The 17,355-nt window shown below is 63.6% G+C and carries 22 protein-coding genes; 14 read left to right on the top strand and 8 right to left on the bottom strand.

Annotated features, from left to right (window positions below):
* Nucleotides 1–12 precede the first annotated feature (12 nt).
* On the bottom strand, nt 13–342 hold the full coding sequence (gene clpS / locus C7446_RS14445; protein WP_245977864.1) for an ATP-dependent Clp protease adapter ClpS: 330 nt from the start codon (nt 340–342) through the stop codon (nt 13–15).
* Between the two features lie 303 nt (nt 343–645).
* Entirely contained in the window at nt 646–1,902 is a 1,257-nt protein-coding gene (gene icd, locus C7446_RS14440; protein WP_121173832.1) for an NADP-dependent isocitrate dehydrogenase, read from the bottom strand.
* 93 nt (nt 1,903–1,995) lie between these two features.
* On the opposite strand from icd, the gene C7446_RS14435 reads away from it, so the two are divergent.
* The 8 genes from C7446_RS14435 (at nt 1,996) to C7446_RS14400 (ending at nt 8,639) form a co-directional block, all read left to right on the top strand.
* A complete protein-coding gene (locus C7446_RS14435; RefSeq protein ID WP_121173831.1) occupies nt 1,996–2,607 on the top strand; it encodes a pseudouridine synthase in 612 nt (203 codons plus the stop codon).
* Nucleotides 2,604–3,083 (top strand): NUDIX domain-containing protein, encoded by a 480-nt coding sequence (locus C7446_RS14430; protein WP_121173830.1) that lies wholly within the window; start codon nt 2,604–2,606, stop codon nt 3,081–3,083. The genes C7446_RS14435 and C7446_RS14430 overlap by 4 nt, the downstream gene beginning before the upstream one ends.
* Before the next feature lie 81 nt (nt 3,084–3,164).
* A complete protein-coding gene (mnmA, locus tag C7446_RS14425; RefSeq protein ID WP_121173829.1) occupies nt 3,165–4,295 on the top strand; it encodes a tRNA 2-thiouridine(34) synthase MnmA in 1,131 nt (376 codons plus the stop codon).
* Complete coding sequence (hflD, locus tag C7446_RS14420; RefSeq protein ID WP_121173828.1) at nt 4,292–4,900, top strand: high frequency lysogenization protein HflD; 609 nt, start codon at nt 4,292–4,294, stop codon at nt 4,898–4,900. Before mnmA ends, hflD begins: the two co-directional genes overlap by 4 nt.
* 57 nt (nt 4,901–4,957) lie before the next feature.
* On the top strand, nt 4,958–6,325 hold the full coding sequence (purB, locus tag C7446_RS14415) for an adenylosuccinate lyase (protein WP_121173827.1): 1,368 nt from the start codon (nt 4,958–4,960) through the stop codon (nt 6,323–6,325).
* A gap of 61 nt (nt 6,326–6,386) precedes the next feature.
* Nucleotides 6,387–7,559 carry a cupin domain-containing protein gene (locus C7446_RS14410; protein ID WP_121173826.1) on the top strand — a complete coding sequence of 391 codons (1,173 nt, stop codon included), beginning with the start codon at nt 6,387–6,389 and terminating at the stop codon, nt 7,557–7,559.
* Complete coding sequence (locus C7446_RS14405) at nt 7,556–8,017, top strand: GNAT family N-acetyltransferase (protein ID WP_121173825.1); 462 nt, start codon at nt 7,556–7,558, stop codon at nt 8,015–8,017. The genes C7446_RS14410 and C7446_RS14405 overlap by 4 nt, the downstream gene beginning before the upstream one ends.
* A 151-nt stretch (nt 8,018–8,168) precedes the next feature.
* Entirely contained in the window at nt 8,169–8,639 is a 471-nt protein-coding gene (locus C7446_RS14400) for an outer membrane lipoprotein (protein ID WP_121173824.1), read from the top strand.
* Nucleotides 8,640–8,726: 87 nt separating this feature from the next.
* Here C7446_RS14400 and C7446_RS14395 read toward each other — a convergent pair whose 3' ends face one another.
* Together C7446_RS14395 and C7446_RS14390 are read right to left on the bottom strand one after the other, a co-directional pair.
* Entirely contained in the window at nt 8,727–9,104 is a 378-nt protein-coding gene (locus C7446_RS14395; RefSeq protein WP_121173823.1) for a GtrA family protein, read from the bottom strand.
* Nucleotides 9,101–10,096, bottom strand: coding sequence for a glycosyltransferase family 2 protein (locus C7446_RS14390; RefSeq protein WP_121173822.1), 996 nt, complete (start codon nt 10,094–10,096; stop codon nt 9,101–9,103). The genes C7446_RS14395 and C7446_RS14390 overlap by 4 nt, the downstream gene beginning before the upstream one ends.
* A 140-nt stretch (nt 10,097–10,236) precedes the next feature.
* Between C7446_RS14390 and C7446_RS14385 the strand changes: the two genes are divergently transcribed.
* The gene (locus C7446_RS14385; RefSeq protein ID WP_121173821.1) at nt 10,237–10,995 is read left to right on the top strand and encodes a lipopolysaccharide kinase InaA family protein; all 759 of its coding nucleotides are present in this window, start codon (nt 10,237–10,239) and stop codon (nt 10,993–10,995) included.
* A gap of 221 nt (nt 10,996–11,216) precedes the next feature.
* The gene (locus C7446_RS14380) at nt 11,217–11,783 is read left to right on the top strand and encodes an OmpW/AlkL family protein (RefSeq protein ID WP_121173820.1); all 567 of its coding nucleotides are present in this window, start codon (nt 11,217–11,219) and stop codon (nt 11,781–11,783) included.
* Nucleotides 11,784–11,853: 70 nt separating this feature from the next.
* Here C7446_RS14380 and C7446_RS14375 read toward each other — a convergent pair whose 3' ends face one another.
* Nucleotides 11,854–12,363 (bottom strand): gamma-glutamylcyclotransferase family protein, encoded by a 510-nt coding sequence (locus tag C7446_RS14375; RefSeq protein ID WP_121173819.1) that lies wholly within the window; start codon nt 12,361–12,363, stop codon nt 11,854–11,856.
* Nucleotides 12,360–12,710, bottom strand: a complete 351-nt coding sequence (locus C7446_RS14370; protein ID WP_121173818.1) for a YqcC family protein — start codon at nt 12,708–12,710, stop codon at nt 12,360–12,362. Before C7446_RS14370 ends, C7446_RS14375 begins: the two co-directional genes overlap by 4 nt.
* Before the next feature lie 246 nt (nt 12,711–12,956).
* Between C7446_RS14370 and C7446_RS14365 the strand changes: the two genes are divergently transcribed.
* From C7446_RS14365 to C7446_RS14350, 4 genes are all read left to right on the top strand, one after another.
* A complete protein-coding gene (locus C7446_RS14365) occupies nt 12,957–13,964 on the top strand; it encodes a DUF3549 family protein (RefSeq protein WP_170150099.1) in 1,008 nt (335 codons plus the stop codon).
* A complete protein-coding gene (locus tag C7446_RS14360) occupies nt 13,961–14,398 on the top strand; it encodes an ATP-dependent zinc protease family protein (RefSeq protein WP_121173816.1) in 438 nt (145 codons plus the stop codon). The genes C7446_RS14365 and C7446_RS14360 overlap by 4 nt, the downstream gene beginning before the upstream one ends.
* 39 nt (nt 14,399–14,437) lie before the next feature.
* A complete protein-coding gene (gene rimK, locus C7446_RS14355; protein ID WP_121173815.1) occupies nt 14,438–15,346 on the top strand; it encodes a 30S ribosomal protein S6--L-glutamate ligase in 909 nt (302 codons plus the stop codon).
* A 126-nt stretch (nt 15,347–15,472) separates the two neighbouring features.
* Complete coding sequence (locus C7446_RS14350; protein ID WP_121173814.1) at nt 15,473–15,922, top strand: hypothetical protein; 450 nt, start codon at nt 15,473–15,475, stop codon at nt 15,920–15,922.
* On the opposite strand, the gene C7446_RS14345 is transcribed toward C7446_RS14350, so the two are convergent.
* The gene (locus tag C7446_RS14345) at nt 15,840–16,637 is read right to left on the bottom strand and encodes a SanA/YdcF family protein (RefSeq protein WP_121173813.1); all 798 of its coding nucleotides are present in this window, start codon (nt 16,635–16,637) and stop codon (nt 15,840–15,842) included. The two genes, C7446_RS14350 and C7446_RS14345, sit on opposite strands and share 83 nt — an antisense overlap.
* A 122-nt stretch (nt 16,638–16,759) precedes the next feature.
* Complete coding sequence (sufT, locus tag C7446_RS14340) at nt 16,760–17,320, bottom strand: putative Fe-S cluster assembly protein SufT (RefSeq protein ID WP_121173812.1); 561 nt, start codon at nt 17,318–17,320, stop codon at nt 16,760–16,762.
* Nucleotides 17,321–17,355: the final 35 nt, after the last annotated feature.

The raw sequence follows: 17,355 nt of genomic DNA, 5'->3' as shown, positions 1-17,355 counted from the left end.
GCCTCGGACGGTTCAGTCCGCCCGGTCGATGTCGCACAGCAGCGGATGCTGGCACTCTCGAGCATACTGGTTGACCTGCTGACTCTTGGTTTCCGCAATATCGCGGGTAAAGATACCGCAGGTCGCCTTCCCCTGAGTGTGGACGGCCATCATGATCTGGACCGCCTTTTCATGATCCATGGCAAAGAAGGTCTGCAGAACCTCGACCACGAACTCCATCGGAGTATAGTCGTCGTTGTGCAGCACGACCCTGTAGAGCGGCGGTTCCTCGAGCTCGGGATCGCTCGTCTGCTCCGCCACGTCACCATGATCATCCTCTTCCGGCTCAGGTGGTGGTGTCATGCCCAATCGCACGACCGACACCGCCAGCGGAAAAACTGCATCGCTGTCTGTCTTGAACATAAGTTGCCGGGCCAGTGAACACAAGCGGGAAAGTGACTGAAGCGCTCGATATCATGGGTCGAGGGCGCATTCAGATGGCTTGGATACCCTTCAAGATGGTGGCACGCCGGGCCGGTTGCAACCTTCGACCAATAAAAAGAGGGCAATGGCGGCGATAGCGTCTGCCTGAAATGAAGCGCCCCCCGAACCCGGGGCTCGGAGGGCGCTGATGACCGGGCGCAGGGCGCCGGAGGCCGCGGCTGACTACATGTTGGCGGCCACGGCGCGGGCAAAGTCGCGGCTGCCGAGCAGCGTGGCCCCTTCCATGACATCATGAAAATCGAAGGTCACCTGCCCCGCGGCGATGGATTTCTCCATGCCCTGCAGGATCAGCTCGGCGGCCTCGTGCCAGCCCATGTAGCGCAGCATCATCTCGGCGGAGAGAATCAGCGAGCTGGGATTGGCCCGATCCTGGCCTGCCAGCTTCGGCGCCGTACCGTGCGTGGCCTCGAACATGCCGATGGCATCGGAGCGGTTGGCGCCGGGGGCAATGCCGATCCCCCCGACCTGAGCGGCCAGCGCATCGGAGAGATAGTCCCCGTTGAGGTTGAGGGTGGCCACCACGTCGTACTCCGCCGGATGCAGCATGATCTCCTGCAGCATGGCATCGGCGATGACATCCTTGATGACGATCTCGCGCCCGGTATGCGGGTTTTTGATCATCTGCCAGGGGCCGCCCTCGAACGGCTGGGCATCGAACTCCTCGACCGCCACCTCGTAACCCCAGTTCTTGAAGGCCCCCTCGGTGAACTTCATGATGTTGCCCTTGTGCACCAGGGTCACCGATTGTCGATCATTCTCGATGGCGTAGGTAATGGCCTTGCGCACCAGCCGTTTGGTGCCCGCCTCGGACACCGGCTTGATGCCGATGCCGCACTGTTCGGGGAAGCGGATGTTGTCGACTGCCATCTCCTCGCGCAGAAAGCGGATCAGCCGATCGGCCTCGGCCGAACCGGCCGGCCACTCGATGCCGGCATAGATGTCCTCGGAGTTCTCCCGAAAGATCACCATGTCGACATCCTGCGGGCGCCGGACCGGTGACGGCACGCCCTCGAACCAGCGCACCGGACGTTCGCAGACATAGAGATCGAGCTTCTGGCGCAGGGCCACGTTCAGCGAGCGGATACCGCCACTGACGGGCGTGGTCAGAGGGCCCTTGATGGAGACGACATGATCGCGCACGGCCTCCATGGTTTCCTCGGGCAGCCAGGTCCCGTCACCATAGATCCGGGTGGCCTTTTCACCGGCGTAGACCTCCATCCAGTGAATCCGGCGCTCACCGCCATAGGCGTGCTCGACGGCCGCATCCACGACGGTCTGCATGGCCGGGGTGACATCCACGCCGATACCGTCACCCTCGATGTACGCCACGATCGGATTGTGCGGTACATTCAGGGAATCATCATTGTTGACGGTAATGCGTGCGCCCTGTTCCGGCACCCTGATGTTCTGGAAAGCCATGGTGTCTCCCATGCGGTGAATTCGACGGGCCCCGGAGTATAACACCGCCCCGCCCCGGGCGAGTAGATTCGTGTCGACAATCAGGACAGCTTCATGAGCACACTCTATCTGCTGCACAAGCCCTTCAGGGTGCTCTCGCAGTTTACCGACAGTCGCGGGCGTGCCACCCTGGCACACTATATCGACGTCCCCGGCATCTATCCGGCGGGCAGGCTGGATCATGACAGCGAGGGACTGCTGCTGCTGACGGGCGACGGCCGGCTGGCGCATCGCATCACGCACCCCGACCGCAAGCAGCCCAAGACCTATCGGGTGCAGGTAGAGGGCGAGCCGGACGAACACGCGCTGGCCGCACTGCGCCACGGGGTCACCCTCAACGATGGCCCCACCCGCCCGGCCCGGGTAACACGTTTCGACTGGCCGGATGTGCCGCCACGCGAGCCACCGGTGCGCTACCGGGCCAGCGTGCCGACCTGCTGGCTGGAGATCACCCTGACCGAGGGCCGCAACCGTCAGGTCCGACGAATGACGGCTCATGTCGGCCACCCGACCCTGCGCCTGATCCGCTGGTCGATCGGGAGCTGGCAGCTGGCGGGCCTGGCCCCGGGCGAGTGGCGCGAGGAGCGCATTCACCTGCCACGCCGGGACGCCGGCCACGACAAGCAGGCGCGACACCATCATCGACCCCGCCGGAGACGTTCATGAACGATCGCTTTTTCCCTCATGTCACGGTAGCCAGCGTCATCGAGCACAATGGCGTCTACCTGCTGGTCGAGGAGCCGGACCGGCAGGCAGCGCACGCAAGCAGCGTCTACAATCAGCCCGCCGGCCATCTGGAAGCCGACGAGGGGCTCGAAGCCGCCGCCCGGCGCGAGGCACTCGAGGAGAGTGGCTGGCAGATCACCCTGACCGGCTATCTGGGGCTTTACATCAACACGACCCCGGAGGGCATCACCTATCACAGCCATACCTTTCTGGCACGACCCGAACAGCGTCGGAACACCCGGCTGGATGACGACATCATCGCCGCCCACTGGCTCGATTACGCCACCATCGAACGCCTCGAGCAGCAGCAGCGCCTGCGCAGTCCGCTGGTCCTGCGCCGCCTGCAGGATGCCCGTGCCGGCCTGTGGCATCCGCTGACGGTCATTCGGGACTTCTCCCGCACCACTACCGGTTAAGGAGTGCTGCCGCATCCGGTATAATGAGGGTCACATGACCCGATCCGCCCATTTCCTGCCATTGATCCTGCGAGTGTGTTGATGACCCAGCCTGCCTCTCATGCCGAAACCGGTCACAAGGTCATTGTCGGCATGTCCGGCGGTGTCGACTCCTCGGTAACGGCTCTGCTGCTGCTGGAGCAGGGCTACCATGTCGAAGGCCTGTTCATGAAGAACTGGGACGAAGACGATGGCACCGAGTACTGCACTGCAAGGGCCGACCTGGCCGATGCTCAGGCCGTCTGTGATCGTCTCGGCATTCGTCTGCACACGGCCAATTTCGCTGCCGAATACTGGGATAATGTCTTCGAGCACTTCCTTGAGGAGTATCGCTGCGGGCGTACCCCCAATCCCGATGTACTGTGCAATCGCGAAATCAAGTTCAAGGTCTTTCTGGAATACGCGGAGATGCTTGGCGCCGATCTGATCGCCACCGGTCACTACGTGCGCCGCGGCACACACGATGGCCGGGCCCGGTTGCTCAAGGGGCTCGATGGCAACAAGGACCAGAGTTATTTCCTGCACGCCGTGGGCGAGCCGGCACTGGCACGCACCCTCTTCCCGGTCGGTGAACTCGACAAGGGCGAAGTACGTGCCATTGCCGAGCGGCATGATCTGGCCACCGCACGCAAGAAGGACTCCACCGGCATCTGCTTCATCGGCGAGCGACGCTTCAGCGACTTCCTGCGCCAGTATCTGCCGGCCCAGCCGGGTCGTATCAAAACCCCGGCGGGCGATGTCATCGGAGAGCATATCGGCCTGATGTACTACACCCTCGGCCAGCGCCAGGGACTGGGCATCGGCGGCCTCCCCGATTATCCCGAATCGCCCTGGTTCGTGGCCGACAAGGACCTCGAGCGCAACGTGCTGATCGCCGTTCAGGGCCAGCACCACCCGCTGCTCTACAGCACGGGCCTGACCACCGAAAACATGCACTGGGTGAACGGGGAGCCACCCGCCCGGCGCTTCCGGGCACACGCCAAGGTACGCTACCGCCAGCCCGATCAGCCCTGCGAGATCGAGGTGCTCGATGACGCCCGCATCCGGGTGCGCTTCGATGCGCCACAGCGGGCCGTGACACCGGGCCAGTCGGTCGTGCTCTATGACGGCGAGATCTGTCTCGGCGGCGGTGTGATCGCCATCATCGAACGGGCAATGGAGCAGGCGGCATGAATCGCGAAGCTCGGCAGGCCCTGGCGCTGGCCGGGGTCTTTCAGGCAGCAGCCGTGGTGGATGAGCTGGCGCGCACCGGACACGCCGACGAGCGTGCCTGGCAGACCCTGATCCGGGCCACCATCGACACCAGCCCCGAAACCTTCGAGGCGATCTATGGCGACAATCACAACAACCTGCGGCTGGGGATCGACACCCTGGACCGGGTGCTCAGCCGGGGAGAGACATCCCCCAACGTGATGCGCTACGGCTTTTCGATGGTGCTGCTGATGCAGAAGCTGCGCAAGCAGCCGCAGATGATGAGCACCCTGAGCGAGCGGCTTGACCGCGTCAGCGAGCAGGCCCGCCATTTCGGTGACACCCATGAAAACGTGGTCGCCAGTCTCGGCCAGATCTATCAGGATACCCTGTCGACCTTTCGCTACCGGGTGGTCGTCAACGGCGATCCGAGTCTGCTGCAGAGCCGCATGATGCCCGAGCGCGTGCGTACCGGACTGCTCGCCGGCGTACGCTTTGCGCTGTTGTGGCATCAGCAGGGCGGACGTCGCTGGAAACTGGTAATGGGCCGCAGCGGCCTGCGCCGCGCCCTGGCCTCGATCGACTGAATCACCGTTCGGCCCGGGGCCTGCCCGGGCGCTTCTACCACCCATTCGGAACTGCCCATGGAACTCTCTGCGCTGACTGCCATCTCTCCCATCGACGGCCGCTATGGCAGCAAGACCGAAGCCCTGCGTCACTGGTTCAGCGAATACGGCCTGATCCGTGCCCGGGTGCTGGTCGAGGTACGCTGGCTGCAGCGGCTGGCGACTCATCCCGGGATTACCGAAGTGCCGGAGCTTTCTGCCTCGGCCAACGCGTTTCTGGAAGCCCTGGTGGCGGAGTTTGATGTCACCGATGCCGAACGCATCAAGCAGATCGAGCGCACCACCAATCACGACGTCAAGGCGATCGAATACTTCCTCAAGGAGCGCCTCGCCGACCACGCCGAACTGCTGGCGGTCAGCGAATTCGTGCACTTCGCCTGTACCAGCGAGGACATCAACAACCTCTCCCATGCCCTGACGCTGCGCGGGGCACTCGACGAGGTGCTGCTGCCGGTCATGTGCGACGTGGTGGGAGCGATCGAACGGCTGGCGCACGAGCATGCCGATCAGCCCATGCTGTCGCGCACTCACGGCCAGACCGCCAGCCCGACCACACTGGGCAAGGAGATGGCCAATGTGGCCTGGCGCCTGCGCCGTCAGCTCGACCAGCTCGAATCGCTGGAGATGCTGGGCAAGATCAATGGTGCGGTCGGCAACTACAACGCCCACATGGTGGCCTATCCGGAGATCGACTGGGCCGAGAATGCGCGGATCTTCGTCGAAGCACTGGGACTGACCTTCAACCCCTACACCACCCAGATCGAACCCCACGACTACATCGCCGAATTCTTCGATGCCCTGTGCCGGTTCAACACCATCGTACTCGACTTCGATCGCGACATCTGGGGCTATATTTCGCTGGGCTATTTCAAACAGCGCACGGTCGAGGGCGAGATCGGCTCCTCGACCATGCCGCACAAGGTCAATCCGATCGATTTCGAAAACTCCGAAGGCAATCTCGGGGTCAGCAACGCCCTGCTCGAACACCTCGCCCGCAAGCTGCCGGTATCCCGCTGGCAGCGGGATCTCACCGACTCCACCGTACTGCGCAATCTCGGCGTCGGACTGGCCCATGCACTGATCGCCTGGCAGGCCACGCTCAAGGGCGTCGGCAAGCTCGAGGCCAATGCCGCCCGGCTGGAAGAGGATCTCGCCGGCAGCTGGGAGGTGCTGGCCGAACCGGTTCAGACCGTGATGCGCCGCTACGGCATCGAGCAGCCCTACGAGAAGCTCAAGGAGCTGACCCGTGGCAAGCGTATCGACCAGGCCGGCTTTGCAGCCTTCATTGAAGGTCTCGAACTGCCCGAAGAGGTCAAGCGCGAGCTCAAGGCGCTGACCCCCGCCAACTATCTCGGCAGCGCCGCCGATCAGGCACGCAGCCTCTGAGCCGGAAGATGATCATGCACGTCAGCCCATCCAGCCACACCCACACTGCGCGAGGCCACTCATGAGCTCTGCCCTGCCGCTGGGCGGCATGGACGCCGCCACCTTTCTGCGCGATTACTGGCAGAAGAAACCGCTGCTGATCCGCGGCGCCTTTCCCGATTTCGAGTCCCCGCTGGACCCCGATGAGCTCGCCGGACTGGCCTGCGAGGAGGAGGTCGAGTCGCGGCTGGTCGAGGTCAGGGGGGAGCGCACACCCTGGCAGCTGCATCAGGGGCCGTTCGATGAAGCGACCTTCAACCGGCTGGGGCGCCGGGACTGGAGCCTGCTGGTGCAGGCCGTCGATCACTGGGTACCCGAGGTAGCCGAGCTGCTCGAACACTTCACCTTCCTGCCGCGCTGGCGGCTGGACGACGTGATGGTCAGCTTTGCCCCGCCCGGCGGCAGCGTCGGTCCTCATGTCGACAGCTACGATGTCTTTTTGCTGCAGGGCAGCGGTCAGCGCCGCTGGCAACTGGGCGGGGTGGTCGATGAACAGGCTCCGATCGTCGAAGGCATCGACCTGCGCATTCTGGCCCATTTCGAGGTCGAAGCCGGGCAGGACTGGGTACTGGAGCCGGGCGACATGCTCTATCTGCCCCCGCGCATTGCCCATCACGGCATCAGCGAGAGCGAGGATTGCCTGACCTATTCGATCGGCTTCCGCGCCCCCTCGCTCGATGAAATGGTCACCTCCTGGGCAGACTATCTCGGCGCGCAGTTCTCCGAGACCCAGCGCTACGGTGACGCCGACCTGCAGCCGGTCGCTCATGCCGGCGAGATCGATGAGGCGGCCCTGCAACGGGTACGCCAGGCCATGCTGAGCGCGCTGGACAACCCGGCCCAGATGGCCCAGTGGTTCGGCCGGGTCATGACCCAGGTCCGTTACCCCGATCAGCTCGCGCCACCACAACAGGCGCCTTCCGCCGACCAGGTGCGGCGGCATCTTGATGAAGGCGGCGCACTGCAGCGCACCCTGGGATCCCGCTTTGCCTGGCACGGCAGCGGCGAGCAGGTCACCCTGTTTGCCGATGGTGATGGTCTGACATGTTCGCAATCGCTGGCCCGCTGGCTGGCCGATACCCGGCCGCTTGATGCCTCGGTGCTGCAGCATGACGATGCGCCGCCCATTCTGGCGCAACTGCTTGCCAACGGCAGCCTGCAATGGGCCGATGAAGGCGACGAGGACGAGGCGTGAACGTGACCATCGCTGACGGCGACTGGGCCGAGCTGGGCCCGGCCTGTCTCGCCATCCGCCGCCGGGTCTTCATCGAGGAACAGGGCGTCAGCGAAGACGAGGAAGTGGATGGCCGCGATGTGCAGTGCCTGCATTTCCTGCTGAAGGTGGAGGATGAGCCGGCAGGCACCGCCCGTCTACTGCCCGATGGGCATATCGGCCGTGTCGCGCTGCTGCCACGCTGGCGTGGCTTCGGGCTGGGCCTGCAACTGATGCAGGCGGTCATTGCCGCCGCCGGGCGGCGCGGCCATGGCGTCTGTGAACTGGCCGCCCAGACCCATGCGCTGGCATTCTATCAACGCCTGGGTTTCGTGGCCCATGGCGAGGAGTTTCTGGATGCCGGACTGCCCCACTACCACATGCGGCGCTCGCTGGCAGGCGACGGTTCTGAAGGCGTCACCCCGGACACTGACTGGTGATCGCGGGCCGGGCCAGCTACAGTGCAGGCGCGAACGCCGTGGCGCCAATCGCCTGGGCGCTGTCACACGGCATGGCTGACTTTTCAAGAACATTGTTCGATAATGGCGTCATTACACGCTGCGAAGGGGCTCGCCCCCGGGAGTGCACTTCATGAAACGCTATCTTGCCGTAGCCCTGCTGGGCATGCTCACCCTGGGCGGGTGTGCCAACAGCGATATCTATTCCGGCAATACCTACACCGGCAATCAGGCCAAGACGGCCCGCAATGTCACCTATGGCACCGTGACCGGCGTGCGCCCGGTAACCATCCAGGCCGGCAATCAGAACGATACCGGCCTGGGCGGTATCGGCGGCGCCATTCTCGGTGGCCTGCTGGGTAACCAGGTCGGTGGTGGCTCCGGTCGGGTGCTGGCCACCGCCGTGGGCGGTATCGGTGGCGCCGTGGCCGGCAAGAAGGTCGAGGACAGCGCCAATCGGGTGGGCGCCTACGAAATTCAGATCCGCACCGAATCCGGCCAGGATGTCGTGGTGGTTCAGAAGGCCGACACCCAGTACCAGGTCGGCCAGCGCGTCCGCCTGATCGGCTCGGGCAACAGCATGAGCGTGGCCCCCGCCCAGTAAGCGGAGCTTCGCCGGTGCACCTGCTCGAAAGCCGCCCCTGACGGGGCGGCTTTTTACGGCATGGCTCGCCGAGTTCGCCCCGCCTGGCTAGCGAAAGGCCCACAGTCGAGCAGCCAGATACGACACGACCGGCACTGCCAGCGTGGAAATGGTCAGCGCCACGAAATCGGGCAATGGCGTCATGGCCAGCATCGAGGCCAGCAGGAAGTTGTTGAGCGCAAAACCGGCAAGCGCTACCACGAAGAACTTCACGGCACTGCCCTGCCGGTTGAAGGTGATGTGGCGATGGCCGTAGAGCGATACCAGAAACGCCACCAGAAATGCCACCACATTGGCGATAAAGGGCGAGAGCCCGGCGAACAGCCCCAGCAGCGCGCCGGCCACCATCAGATGAATCAGGGTCGCTGCTCCCCCGACCAGTCCGAAGCGGGTAATCCGGCCGGCCTCTCCGAGAATCGCCTTCATGATGCGCCCGCCTTCGCTGCCGGTCTGGTCTGCGCGATCGGCTTCCGGGCGGCGCCACTGTCATGCTCGATCAGATACAGCGGTCGCTGCTTGGCCTCGATGAACAGGCGACTGATGTACTCTCCCAGCACACCGATCGAGATCAGCTGCATGCCACCGAAAAACAGAATCGCGGTCATCAGCGACGCATAACCCGGTACCTCGCTGCCGAAGATCAGCACCCTGGTAATCAGAATCAGAATATAGACAAAGCTCAGCAGTGCCACCACGCCGCCGATGTAACTCCAGACCCGCAGCGGCCAGGTCGAGAAACTGACCAGACCATCGAGGGCAAAATTCCAGAGCTTCCAGAAATTGAACTTGGAACTGCCGACCTGGCGTGCCGGTCGATCGTAATAGACCCCGACCGAGCGATAACCCGGCCAGGAGAACAACCCCTTCATGAAGCGGCTGCGCTCCGGCAACTGACGCAGGGCTTCGACAATGCGACGATCAATCAATCGATAGTCACCGGCATTGCTGGGTATGGTGGTGGTCGAGAGCCGGTTGAAGAAGCTGTAGAACAGGCCGGCCGAGGTGCGCTTGCTCCGGGTATCCTCGTGGCGCGATCCCCGCACCCCGTACACCATGTCATAACCTTCGTCACGCCACTTGCGCACGAACTCGTGAATCAGTTCGGGCGGATCCTGCAGATCCACATCCATGGGCACCACGGCATCCCCCACGGCGTGATCGATACCGGCCGACATGGCAGCTTCCTTGCCGAAGTTGCGTGTCAGCCTGAGCCAGCGTACCCGGCTGTCACGCTGCGCCGCCGCTGTCAGCGCCTGTGCGGTGCCATCCGTGGAGCCGTCATCGATGAAGAGAATTTCCAGCTGCGGCGCGACATCATTCAGGGTATCGTCGATGGCCGACAGAAAGGGGTCTATGGCCTCTTCCTCGTTCATGACCGGAACCACCAGTGAAAGTGTCCAGGCATCCTTCTCTGTCATCAGTCCCTGCTCCCTAGAAGTTGTTCTCTTCGCGACAACATGTCCGTTATTGGATCGAACCCCCTATCCTACCAGTTTACTTCCAGTGACGACCCCGACATGCTATGCACCAATGTGCACATATCGTATCCCGGTAATTGATGAAAAAATTCGTTGCTCCCCAGTATCACCCCCTCCTGAAACAGCACGGCCTTGACGACTTCGAGGCGCTCTGGGCGCTGGACCTGACGCCGGTGGATGCCCCCAATCTGGAACGCGGCGGCCATTCGGAAGTCGTGGTCCTGACCCTGGAAACTTCCGGCGCACCGCAGCGCTTCTTTCTCAAGCGTCAGACCAATCATCTCGGACGCAGTCTTCACCGGCCCCTGGGCGAACCCACCTTTGCCCGGGAAATGCGCAACATACGAACCTTCGAACGGCTGGAGATCCCCGCCCTGAGCGCCGCATGGTACGGAGAACACCACCGTAACGGCGACTGGCGGGCCATCCTGATGACGCCGGCACTGGATGAGTACCGGGACATGATGCAGTGGCATCAGCAGTGGGCCAGCCTGCCGCTCGCAACCCGCGATGCCGTGATCGACAGCTGTGCCAGCCTGCTGCGACGCCTTCACCAGCGCCGCTGGCGCCACGGCAGCCTCTACGCCAAGCATGTCTTCCTGCGCCCTGAGCAGTCACGACCGGAAGCCCCTGAAGCCCGCTTCATCGATCTCGAGAAATCCCGGCCTCTCATCAATGGCCGTCGTGAACGGCTGCGCGATCTCGAACTCTTCGGCCGGCGGCTGTCGCAATGGGATGACGAGACATGGCGACGGTTTCTGGCCCGCTATCTCGCCAGCAGCAGTGATTCTCGGATAGTCGGCAACTGGCTGCAGCGTCTTTTGCCGAAACTGCGCTGACGCTGTCACTGTCCACAGTCGCTATCCGCAAGCCCTGTCCGCATGCACATGCCCGCAGGCATGTCATGAATTTCTCCCATGAGGGTAATCGGAATTTTTTTCAGCCTGGGGGGTGACAAATCGAACAGTGTTTTTTATATTGCTCCCATCAGTTAGGGAACACTGTTCACTAATCAAAAGAACCCCGGGGCCGACGTCCGGTCCCCGCCAGGAGATACATCATGAAAATGTCCCGCATCCTGACCGCTACCATCGTCGCCGGTTCCTGTGCCTTCGCCGCCCAATCGGCACTGGCCTATGGCCAAGGCGATGTCTTTGTCCGTGGCGATGTCACCAAGTCCGAGCCGACCGGTACCGGCGCCTATGACAGCGACCACGGCTGGACCGGCGCCATCGGTGTCATGCCCTTCGACAAGATCGGCGTGGAACTCAACACCAGCAACCGTGCCAAGTACGATGGCGACAACGGCGGCCACTTCAAGGCACGTCCGTACAGCCTGCTGGCCCAGTACTATCCGCTGGGTGGCACCGATGCCACGGTACAGCCCTACGTGGGTGCCGGTGCCACCTACATGCGCTTCAACGGTGCCGACCTGAATGATCGCAGCGGCGTCGATGACAGCAACTGGGGCTGGACCGGCCAGGTGGGTGTCGACATGCAGGTTACCGACCACTGGGCCGTCAACGGCTTCGCCCAGTACACCGACATCGACGTCGACTACAGCGGCGGCGGTGACGACAAGCTGAACCCGGTCACCGTGGGTGGCGGTATCACCTACCGCTTCTGAAGTCTTCCCGCACGGGAAAGTGAATACGCCGGCCTTCGCCGGCGTTGTCCGTTCAGGAGCGGGACAGGGTTCAGCGGGGCGTCTGCTGACGGATTCCGATGTCCTGCAGTACCTTTTGGTCCAGCCCGTCGATACAGGGCTGCTGCAGGAGCGCCTCGTAATAGGCGCGCGACAGCCAGGGGCGTCCGGCCAGCAGATGCGCCATGTACTCCCGGGCCGGCAGGCGACCGGCTTCCGTCTTGTCCGACAGTGCCACGTATACCCAGCCACTGAGCATTCCGTGCTCGGTCTCGAAGCTCTCGATACGCCGCTGATACTGATCCGGATGCCCCTCGTAGGGATCCATCAGCTCGATCTGCTCGGGATGAGCGAGCTCATGAAGCACACCTTCCACGACGGCCCGTTCATCCGGAGCGACGTTGGCGTGCGCCACCCCTGCCGGCCGGGCAGCCTTGTCAAAGCTCAGCCGCCAGCCCGGCAGGCGTGCTGCCAGCGCACCGCGCGTCTCCCCCACGCGCGCCTGCATGCGTGCCGGATTCATGTTGCTGCCATAAGCGAAATAGTAGTGCACTGCGCTCATGAGGATGCCTGTTCCCGCAGGTAGCCGGTATTGAGCACGTGGTCGATGTCGTGCAGTGATTCCAGCACGGGAACGCGTCTGCCGGTCGACAGTCCCTGCAGCTGAAGCTCGGCGGCCGGGGCCACCTGCGACTGCTGCGGCAGGGCGCTGCCGTGCTCGATGCTCTCGCGCAGACGCGCGCAGAACACGAAACGCAGCCACTGCGGCAGCGTCATGGTATCAATGCAGAAGGGCTCCGCGCTTTTGAAGGCCTCCTCGGGTGGCCGTTCCTGGCGCCAGAGATCGCCGGCCCGCATCGAGGATTCGAGCCGTTCGAGTGCCACGGCAAGCTGCTGATACTGATTCATGCTGTCTCCTGGAAGTAAAGCGGCCCGGCCGTGTGAACCGGCGAAGCCGATGATCGGAACACGTCCGGTCGTGCACAGAAAGGCTGAATGAGCCTGTGAACAAGTTCGGGATATCCTGCGTCAGCACCGGTGACGGCCGGGCTATCACACGATGGTCAAAATCTGAGCAGTCGGTTGCCGGGCTCTGGAAAGCCGGAAAACGACACGTTACATTGCCTGCCCTGTCGACAGAAGACGAAGGTTCAAGTGAGTCTACCACTGACGCTCGATGCGCTGTTCAGCCGCGCCGGACAACCGCCACGCTACTATCATGCCGGCCGCCGTGTGGTCCCCTGCGACCGTACGCACATGCAGGCCCTTGAAGCACTGAAGCAGGCCTGGGAGGCGCCCTGGCAGGGTCATGCCCGTCTGGCCATAGTGTTTCCGGGAGCCAGTCATGACGACCCCAATCTCTGGTGTCTGAGCCTGCCACTGGATGAGCAGGGCATGCTGCAGCCGGGCCCGCGCGATGCCCTCATCGAGCGTCTGCTGCATACGCAGGCTGACGTTCATGATGGCAAAGCCGATGATCTGGAGAGCGAACCGCTGGCCTTTCAGCCGGATACCCGGACACTGGCCATGCTGCACGCCCGGATCACCCATGATCTGGCACTGCCGGCCAGCAGCTGGTGGCAGCCTGCATACGAAGCGCTGACCGACGTCAATACCGCCCGGCACTGGTCAACCCTCGGTCTGCAGGGAGTGGCCGATACCGCGGTGCGCCGCAGCCCGGCAGATGAAGCCCTCATCGCCGAGCGACTGCCCGCGCTTTCGGTCGAGGCCCTGCATGAGCTCTGCTACTGTTTGGAGCATGCACCGCCGGAAACCGTAGTACTGATTCGAGCCCTGAGGGCGCAAGCTCAGACCGCAGGCGAGGCCCCCGACACCCGGCGCGCCTGTCAGCGCGCCGGTATCAGCAGCACGCTGCCCGAGGCTGCGGAGTGGGTGACCGCCCTGCTGCGTGACGAGCCGGACGATGAAACCCTCGCTCTGGTGGCCGCACGCGGCTGGCATCATCTGGAGCATGAGCTCCGGCTTCGGCTGCTGCTGGATCAGCTGGCCGAGCGGCCGTCGGCGGTGTTTCGGGCCCTGATCGGCGATCTTGCCCTGATGCCGCGTCTGCGCCTGCCATTGCTGATGATGATGCGTCAGGCCGAGCACCATACACCGCTGGCGCACCAGGTCCGAACGATGCTTGGGGAAGCTGCTTCATGACACCACTGCCCTATGAACCACGCGCCATCCTCGGTCGCCGGGAGATGATCGAGCTGCCGGAGCTGTCACTGCGGCTGGCCTGCAAGATCGATACCGGCGCCCGCACCTCGGCGCTCCATGCCGAACGCATCGAACTGATCGAGGAGAGTGGCGCCCAATGGATCGAATTCGATACCTGGACAGGCGATGATGGCGCCACCAGCCAGCGCTTCAGGCTCCCCTTCTATGATCGGCGTCGGGTACGCAGCTCCAACGGCCATATCGACTGGCGGCATGTCATTCGTACGCCCATTCAGCTGGGCGAGATGAACTGGGAGATCGAACTGACGCTGGTCGATCGCAGTCGCATGCGTCACCCCATGCTGCTGGGACGGCGCGCCATGCGCCGGATGCTGGTAGCACCGGGGGCTTCCTTCCTGCACGGTGCACCCTGAGCTACACACCTTTGGTGCCCGCCAACAAGAGGTGTTTTCATGCACATTGCCCTGCTCTCTCGCAATCGCAACCTGTATTCGTCACGCCGCCTCATCGAGGCGGCCGAACAGCGGGGGCATACGGTCCGGGTCGTCAACACCCTGCGCTGCTACATGAACATCGCCTCGCACCGCCCCTCGATCCACTACCGTGGCGAAGAGCTGGAGGCCTTTGATGCCGTGATCCCGCGCATCGGCGCCTCCGTCACCTTCTACGGCTGCGCCGTGCTGCGCCAGTTCGAGATGATGGGCACCTATGTGCTCAACGACTCGGTGGGCATCACCCGCTCCCGGGACAAGCTGCGCTCGCTGCAGCTGCTTTCCCGCAAGGGACTGGGCCTGCCGGTGACCGGTTTTGCCCACTCACCGGATGACATTCCCGACCTGATCCGGATGGTGGGCGGCGCGCCGCTGGTCATCAAGCTGCTCGAGGGCACCCAGGGCATCGGCGTGGTGCTGGCGGAGACCGTCCAGGCAGCCGAGAGCGTGATTCAGGCCTTCATGGGGCTGCATGCCAACATCATGGTGCAGGAGTACATCCGCGAGGCGAAGGGCGCCGATCTGCGCTGCTTCGTGGTCGGCGACAAGGTCGTGGCCGCGATGCGCCGCCAGGCGGCCGAAGGCGAATTCCGCTCCAATCTCCATCGCGGCGGCACGGCGCATACCATTCGCATTACCCCCGAGGAGCGTTCCACCGCCATTCGTGCGGCACGTGCCATGGGCCTGCAGGTCGCCGGGGTCGATCTGCTGCGCTCCCATCACGGGCCGGTCATCATGGAGGTCAACTCCTCGCCGGGGCTGGAAGGCATCGAAACCACCACCGGGCGTGATGTTGCCGGACTGATCATCGAGCACCTCGAGAAGCATGCCGCTCCGGTTCAGAAGGTGCCTCCGCGGCCACGTGGCTGATCCATGACCGGTACGCCCTTGCGTGGTCCAATTCGGCAATGCCAGCTATCGCAGGACGCGTTAGAATCAGGAGTGTGGTACACCGCCCGAATTCGCGCATACCAGCGTCAGCGGAGATGATCGCTCATGTTTCTCGATAATCGCCAGGCGGCGATCGACGGCCTGCTCGAGGCACTGGCCGACAGCCTCGACTATTTTCAGGACAACGCCGCACGCCTGCCGGGTCATCTCCGCGAGCAGTTCGGCCCTGTCTTCGAAGAGCGCCGCGAGGAAGTGCGCAAGCTGCAGCAGCTGGCCCGCCGGCACATGAAACTGCTGCCCCGCGATGCCGATGTGGAACGCGACGACTACCTCTGGCTGTGGAGCCGGCTGAAGAGCTTTGTCGGCAATGATGTCCAGGTACTGATACGCGAACTGCTGGAGCAGGAGCGGGTCCTGATGCAGGCACTCTCCAATGCCTTTACCCATCCGCTTCCCGAGGACATGGAAGCGGTCATGGAGCAGCTGTGGCGCAACTGCCGGCAGATGATTCAGCTGCTCTATCGCCATCAGAGCCGTCATCAGAAACGTCGCTGAGCACTCTGCACAGCGGTAGCTTCGGCAGCCGCTCGGCCTTCTCCTCATCGCCCGAAGCCTCTTGCCCGGGTTGCATCCTGATCCGGGGACCGAGGAAATGGGGCTGACGCTGCCAGAGGAACAGATCCCCCAGCGTCCAGACCCGCGCCAGCCACTCGCGCAGGCGCAGCGACCAGTGATAACTCGGCGCGGCGGTTCTTGCCGTACAGCCGGTCGCCTCGAGACCGACATGATCGGCAATGTACAACGCCCTCGGCAAATGCCATGGCTGGCTGATCAGCATCACCCTGTGTGCCCCGAAAACGCGCCGGGCACGCACCAGGCTGTCAAAGGTACTGAAACCGGCATAGTCGAGCGTCATGGCGCCGGGCGGCACGCCGCGCTTTTTCATGTCGCGCCACATGACCACCGGTTCATTGTAATAGCGGGTATGGTTGTCACCCGACAGCAGCAGGTGATCGACCAGGCCAAGGTGATAGAGGCGCGCCGCAGTATCGAGTCGCGCCTGATACCAGGGATTGACCCCGCCACCTCTCAGCCCCCAGGACGTACCGAAGACCAGGCCGACCGGGGCAGCGTCGCAGGCAGCGGGATCGGGCCGGATACGCTCGTGGGTCCACCACCAGATCCAGCCATTGGCCAGCGCAAGCACGAGCGTCCCCGCCAGCAGCAGTGCTGCCAGCACGGCCGCGCCCTTTCGTATTACGCCGCTCATGCGTGTCGCTGCTCGCTCATGCCTGTTCGGGGTCACGGATCTTCATGAGCGAGCCAGCTTAAGCGAGCCCCGGCGGTCGCTCAACCCGGGGCATGGCAATCGCCGATCGCAATGGCGGGGTTTCAGAACATGTTGAGTTCGAGCTTGGCCTCGTCGCTCATCATCTCGCGCGACCACGGCGGATTGAAGACGATCTCGATATGCACCTTCTGTACCTGCGGGGCGCTCTCGATCTTGCGCTTGGCATCCTGGGCGATGACATCCCCCATGCCGCAGCCTGGCGCGGTCAGCGTCATGCGCACGTTGACCATCTTCTCGCCACTGATCAGGGTGTCGATACGACAGCCGTAGACCAGCCCCAGCTCAACGATATCGACGGGAATCTCGGGATCATAGCAGGTCCGCAGCTGCTGCCAGACAAAGGCCTCCAGCTCCTCGTCGGTGGCATCCTCGTGCAGCGTGGGACGCGGCACCGGTTCGAGCCCCAGGGCATCCAGCTCCTGCCCCTCGATCAGGTACATGCTGTGTTCAAGTACCACTGTCACGGCCGTTCCCAGCGCCTGGGTGACCTGTACCACGGTATCCTCCTCGAGCGTGACGGGCTGCCCGGAGGGAATCGCGAAGGCTTCCACGCTGCGCTGCAGCGGCAGCTGCTGCCCCTTGGCGAGGGATTCGAGTGCCATGCTATCTCCGTAATCTTTTCAGGGACTGTCGGTCA

Source organism: Kushneria sinocarnis (assembly GCF_003633775.1).
GTDB classification, from domain to species: domain Bacteria; phylum Pseudomonadota; class Gammaproteobacteria; order Pseudomonadales; family Halomonadaceae; genus Kushneria; species Kushneria sinocarnis.
The sequence above is the reverse complement of the archived record's forward strand: the minus strand, read 5'-3'. Positions and strand labels throughout refer to the sequence as shown.

Coding starts and splice junctions, on each gene's coding strand:
- clpS (WP_245977864.1), bottom strand. CDS start 342: ATGACACCACCACCTGAGCCGGAAGAGGATGATCATGGTGACGTGGCG.
- icd (WP_121173832.1), bottom strand. CDS start 1,902: ATGGCTTTCCAGAACATCAGGGTGCCGGAACAGGGCGCACGCATTACC.
- C7446_RS14435 (WP_121173831.1), top strand. CDS start 1,996: ATGAGCACACTCTATCTGCTGCACAAGCCCTTCAGGGTGCTCTCGCAG.
- C7446_RS14430 (WP_121173830.1), top strand. CDS start 2,604: ATGAACGATCGCTTTTTCCCTCATGTCACGGTAGCCAGCGTCATCGAG.
- mnmA (WP_121173829.1), top strand. CDS start 3,165: ATGACCCAGCCTGCCTCTCATGCCGAAACCGGTCACAAGGTCATTGTC.
- hflD (WP_121173828.1), top strand. CDS start 4,292: ATGAATCGCGAAGCTCGGCAGGCCCTGGCGCTGGCCGGGGTCTTTCAG.
- purB (WP_121173827.1), top strand. CDS start 4,958: ATGGAACTCTCTGCGCTGACTGCCATCTCTCCCATCGACGGCCGCTAT.
- C7446_RS14410 (WP_121173826.1), top strand. CDS start 6,387: ATGAGCTCTGCCCTGCCGCTGGGCGGCATGGACGCCGCCACCTTTCTG.
- C7446_RS14400 (WP_121173824.1), top strand. CDS start 8,169: ATGAAACGCTATCTTGCCGTAGCCCTGCTGGGCATGCTCACCCTGGGC.
- C7446_RS14395 (WP_121173823.1), bottom strand. CDS start 9,104: ATGAAGGCGATTCTCGGAGAGGCCGGCCGGATTACCCGCTTCGGACTG.
- C7446_RS14390 (WP_121173822.1), bottom strand. CDS start 10,096: ATGACAGAGAAGGATGCCTGGACACTTTCACTGGTGGTTCCGGTCATG.
- C7446_RS14385 (WP_121173821.1), top strand. CDS start 10,237: ATGAAAAAATTCGTTGCTCCCCAGTATCACCCCCTCCTGAAACAGCAC.
- C7446_RS14380 (WP_121173820.1), top strand. CDS start 11,217: ATGAAAATGTCCCGCATCCTGACCGCTACCATCGTCGCCGGTTCCTGT.
- C7446_RS14375 (WP_121173819.1), bottom strand. CDS start 12,363: ATGAGCGCAGTGCACTACTATTTCGCTTATGGCAGCAACATGAATCCG.
- C7446_RS14370 (WP_121173818.1), bottom strand. CDS start 12,710: ATGAATCAGTATCAGCAGCTTGCCGTGGCACTCGAACGGCTCGAATCC.
- C7446_RS14360 (WP_121173816.1), top strand. CDS start 13,961: ATGACACCACTGCCCTATGAACCACGCGCCATCCTCGGTCGCCGGGAG.
- rimK (WP_121173815.1), top strand. CDS start 14,438: ATGCACATTGCCCTGCTCTCTCGCAATCGCAACCTGTATTCGTCACGC.
- C7446_RS14350 (WP_121173814.1), top strand. CDS start 15,473: ATGTTTCTCGATAATCGCCAGGCGGCGATCGACGGCCTGCTCGAGGCA.
- C7446_RS14345 (WP_121173813.1), bottom strand. CDS start 16,637: ATGAGCGGCGTAATACGAAAGGGCGCGGCCGTGCTGGCAGCACTGCTG.
- sufT (WP_121173812.1), bottom strand. CDS start 17,320: ATGGCACTCGAATCCCTCGCCAAGGGGCAGCAGCTGCCGCTGCAGCGC.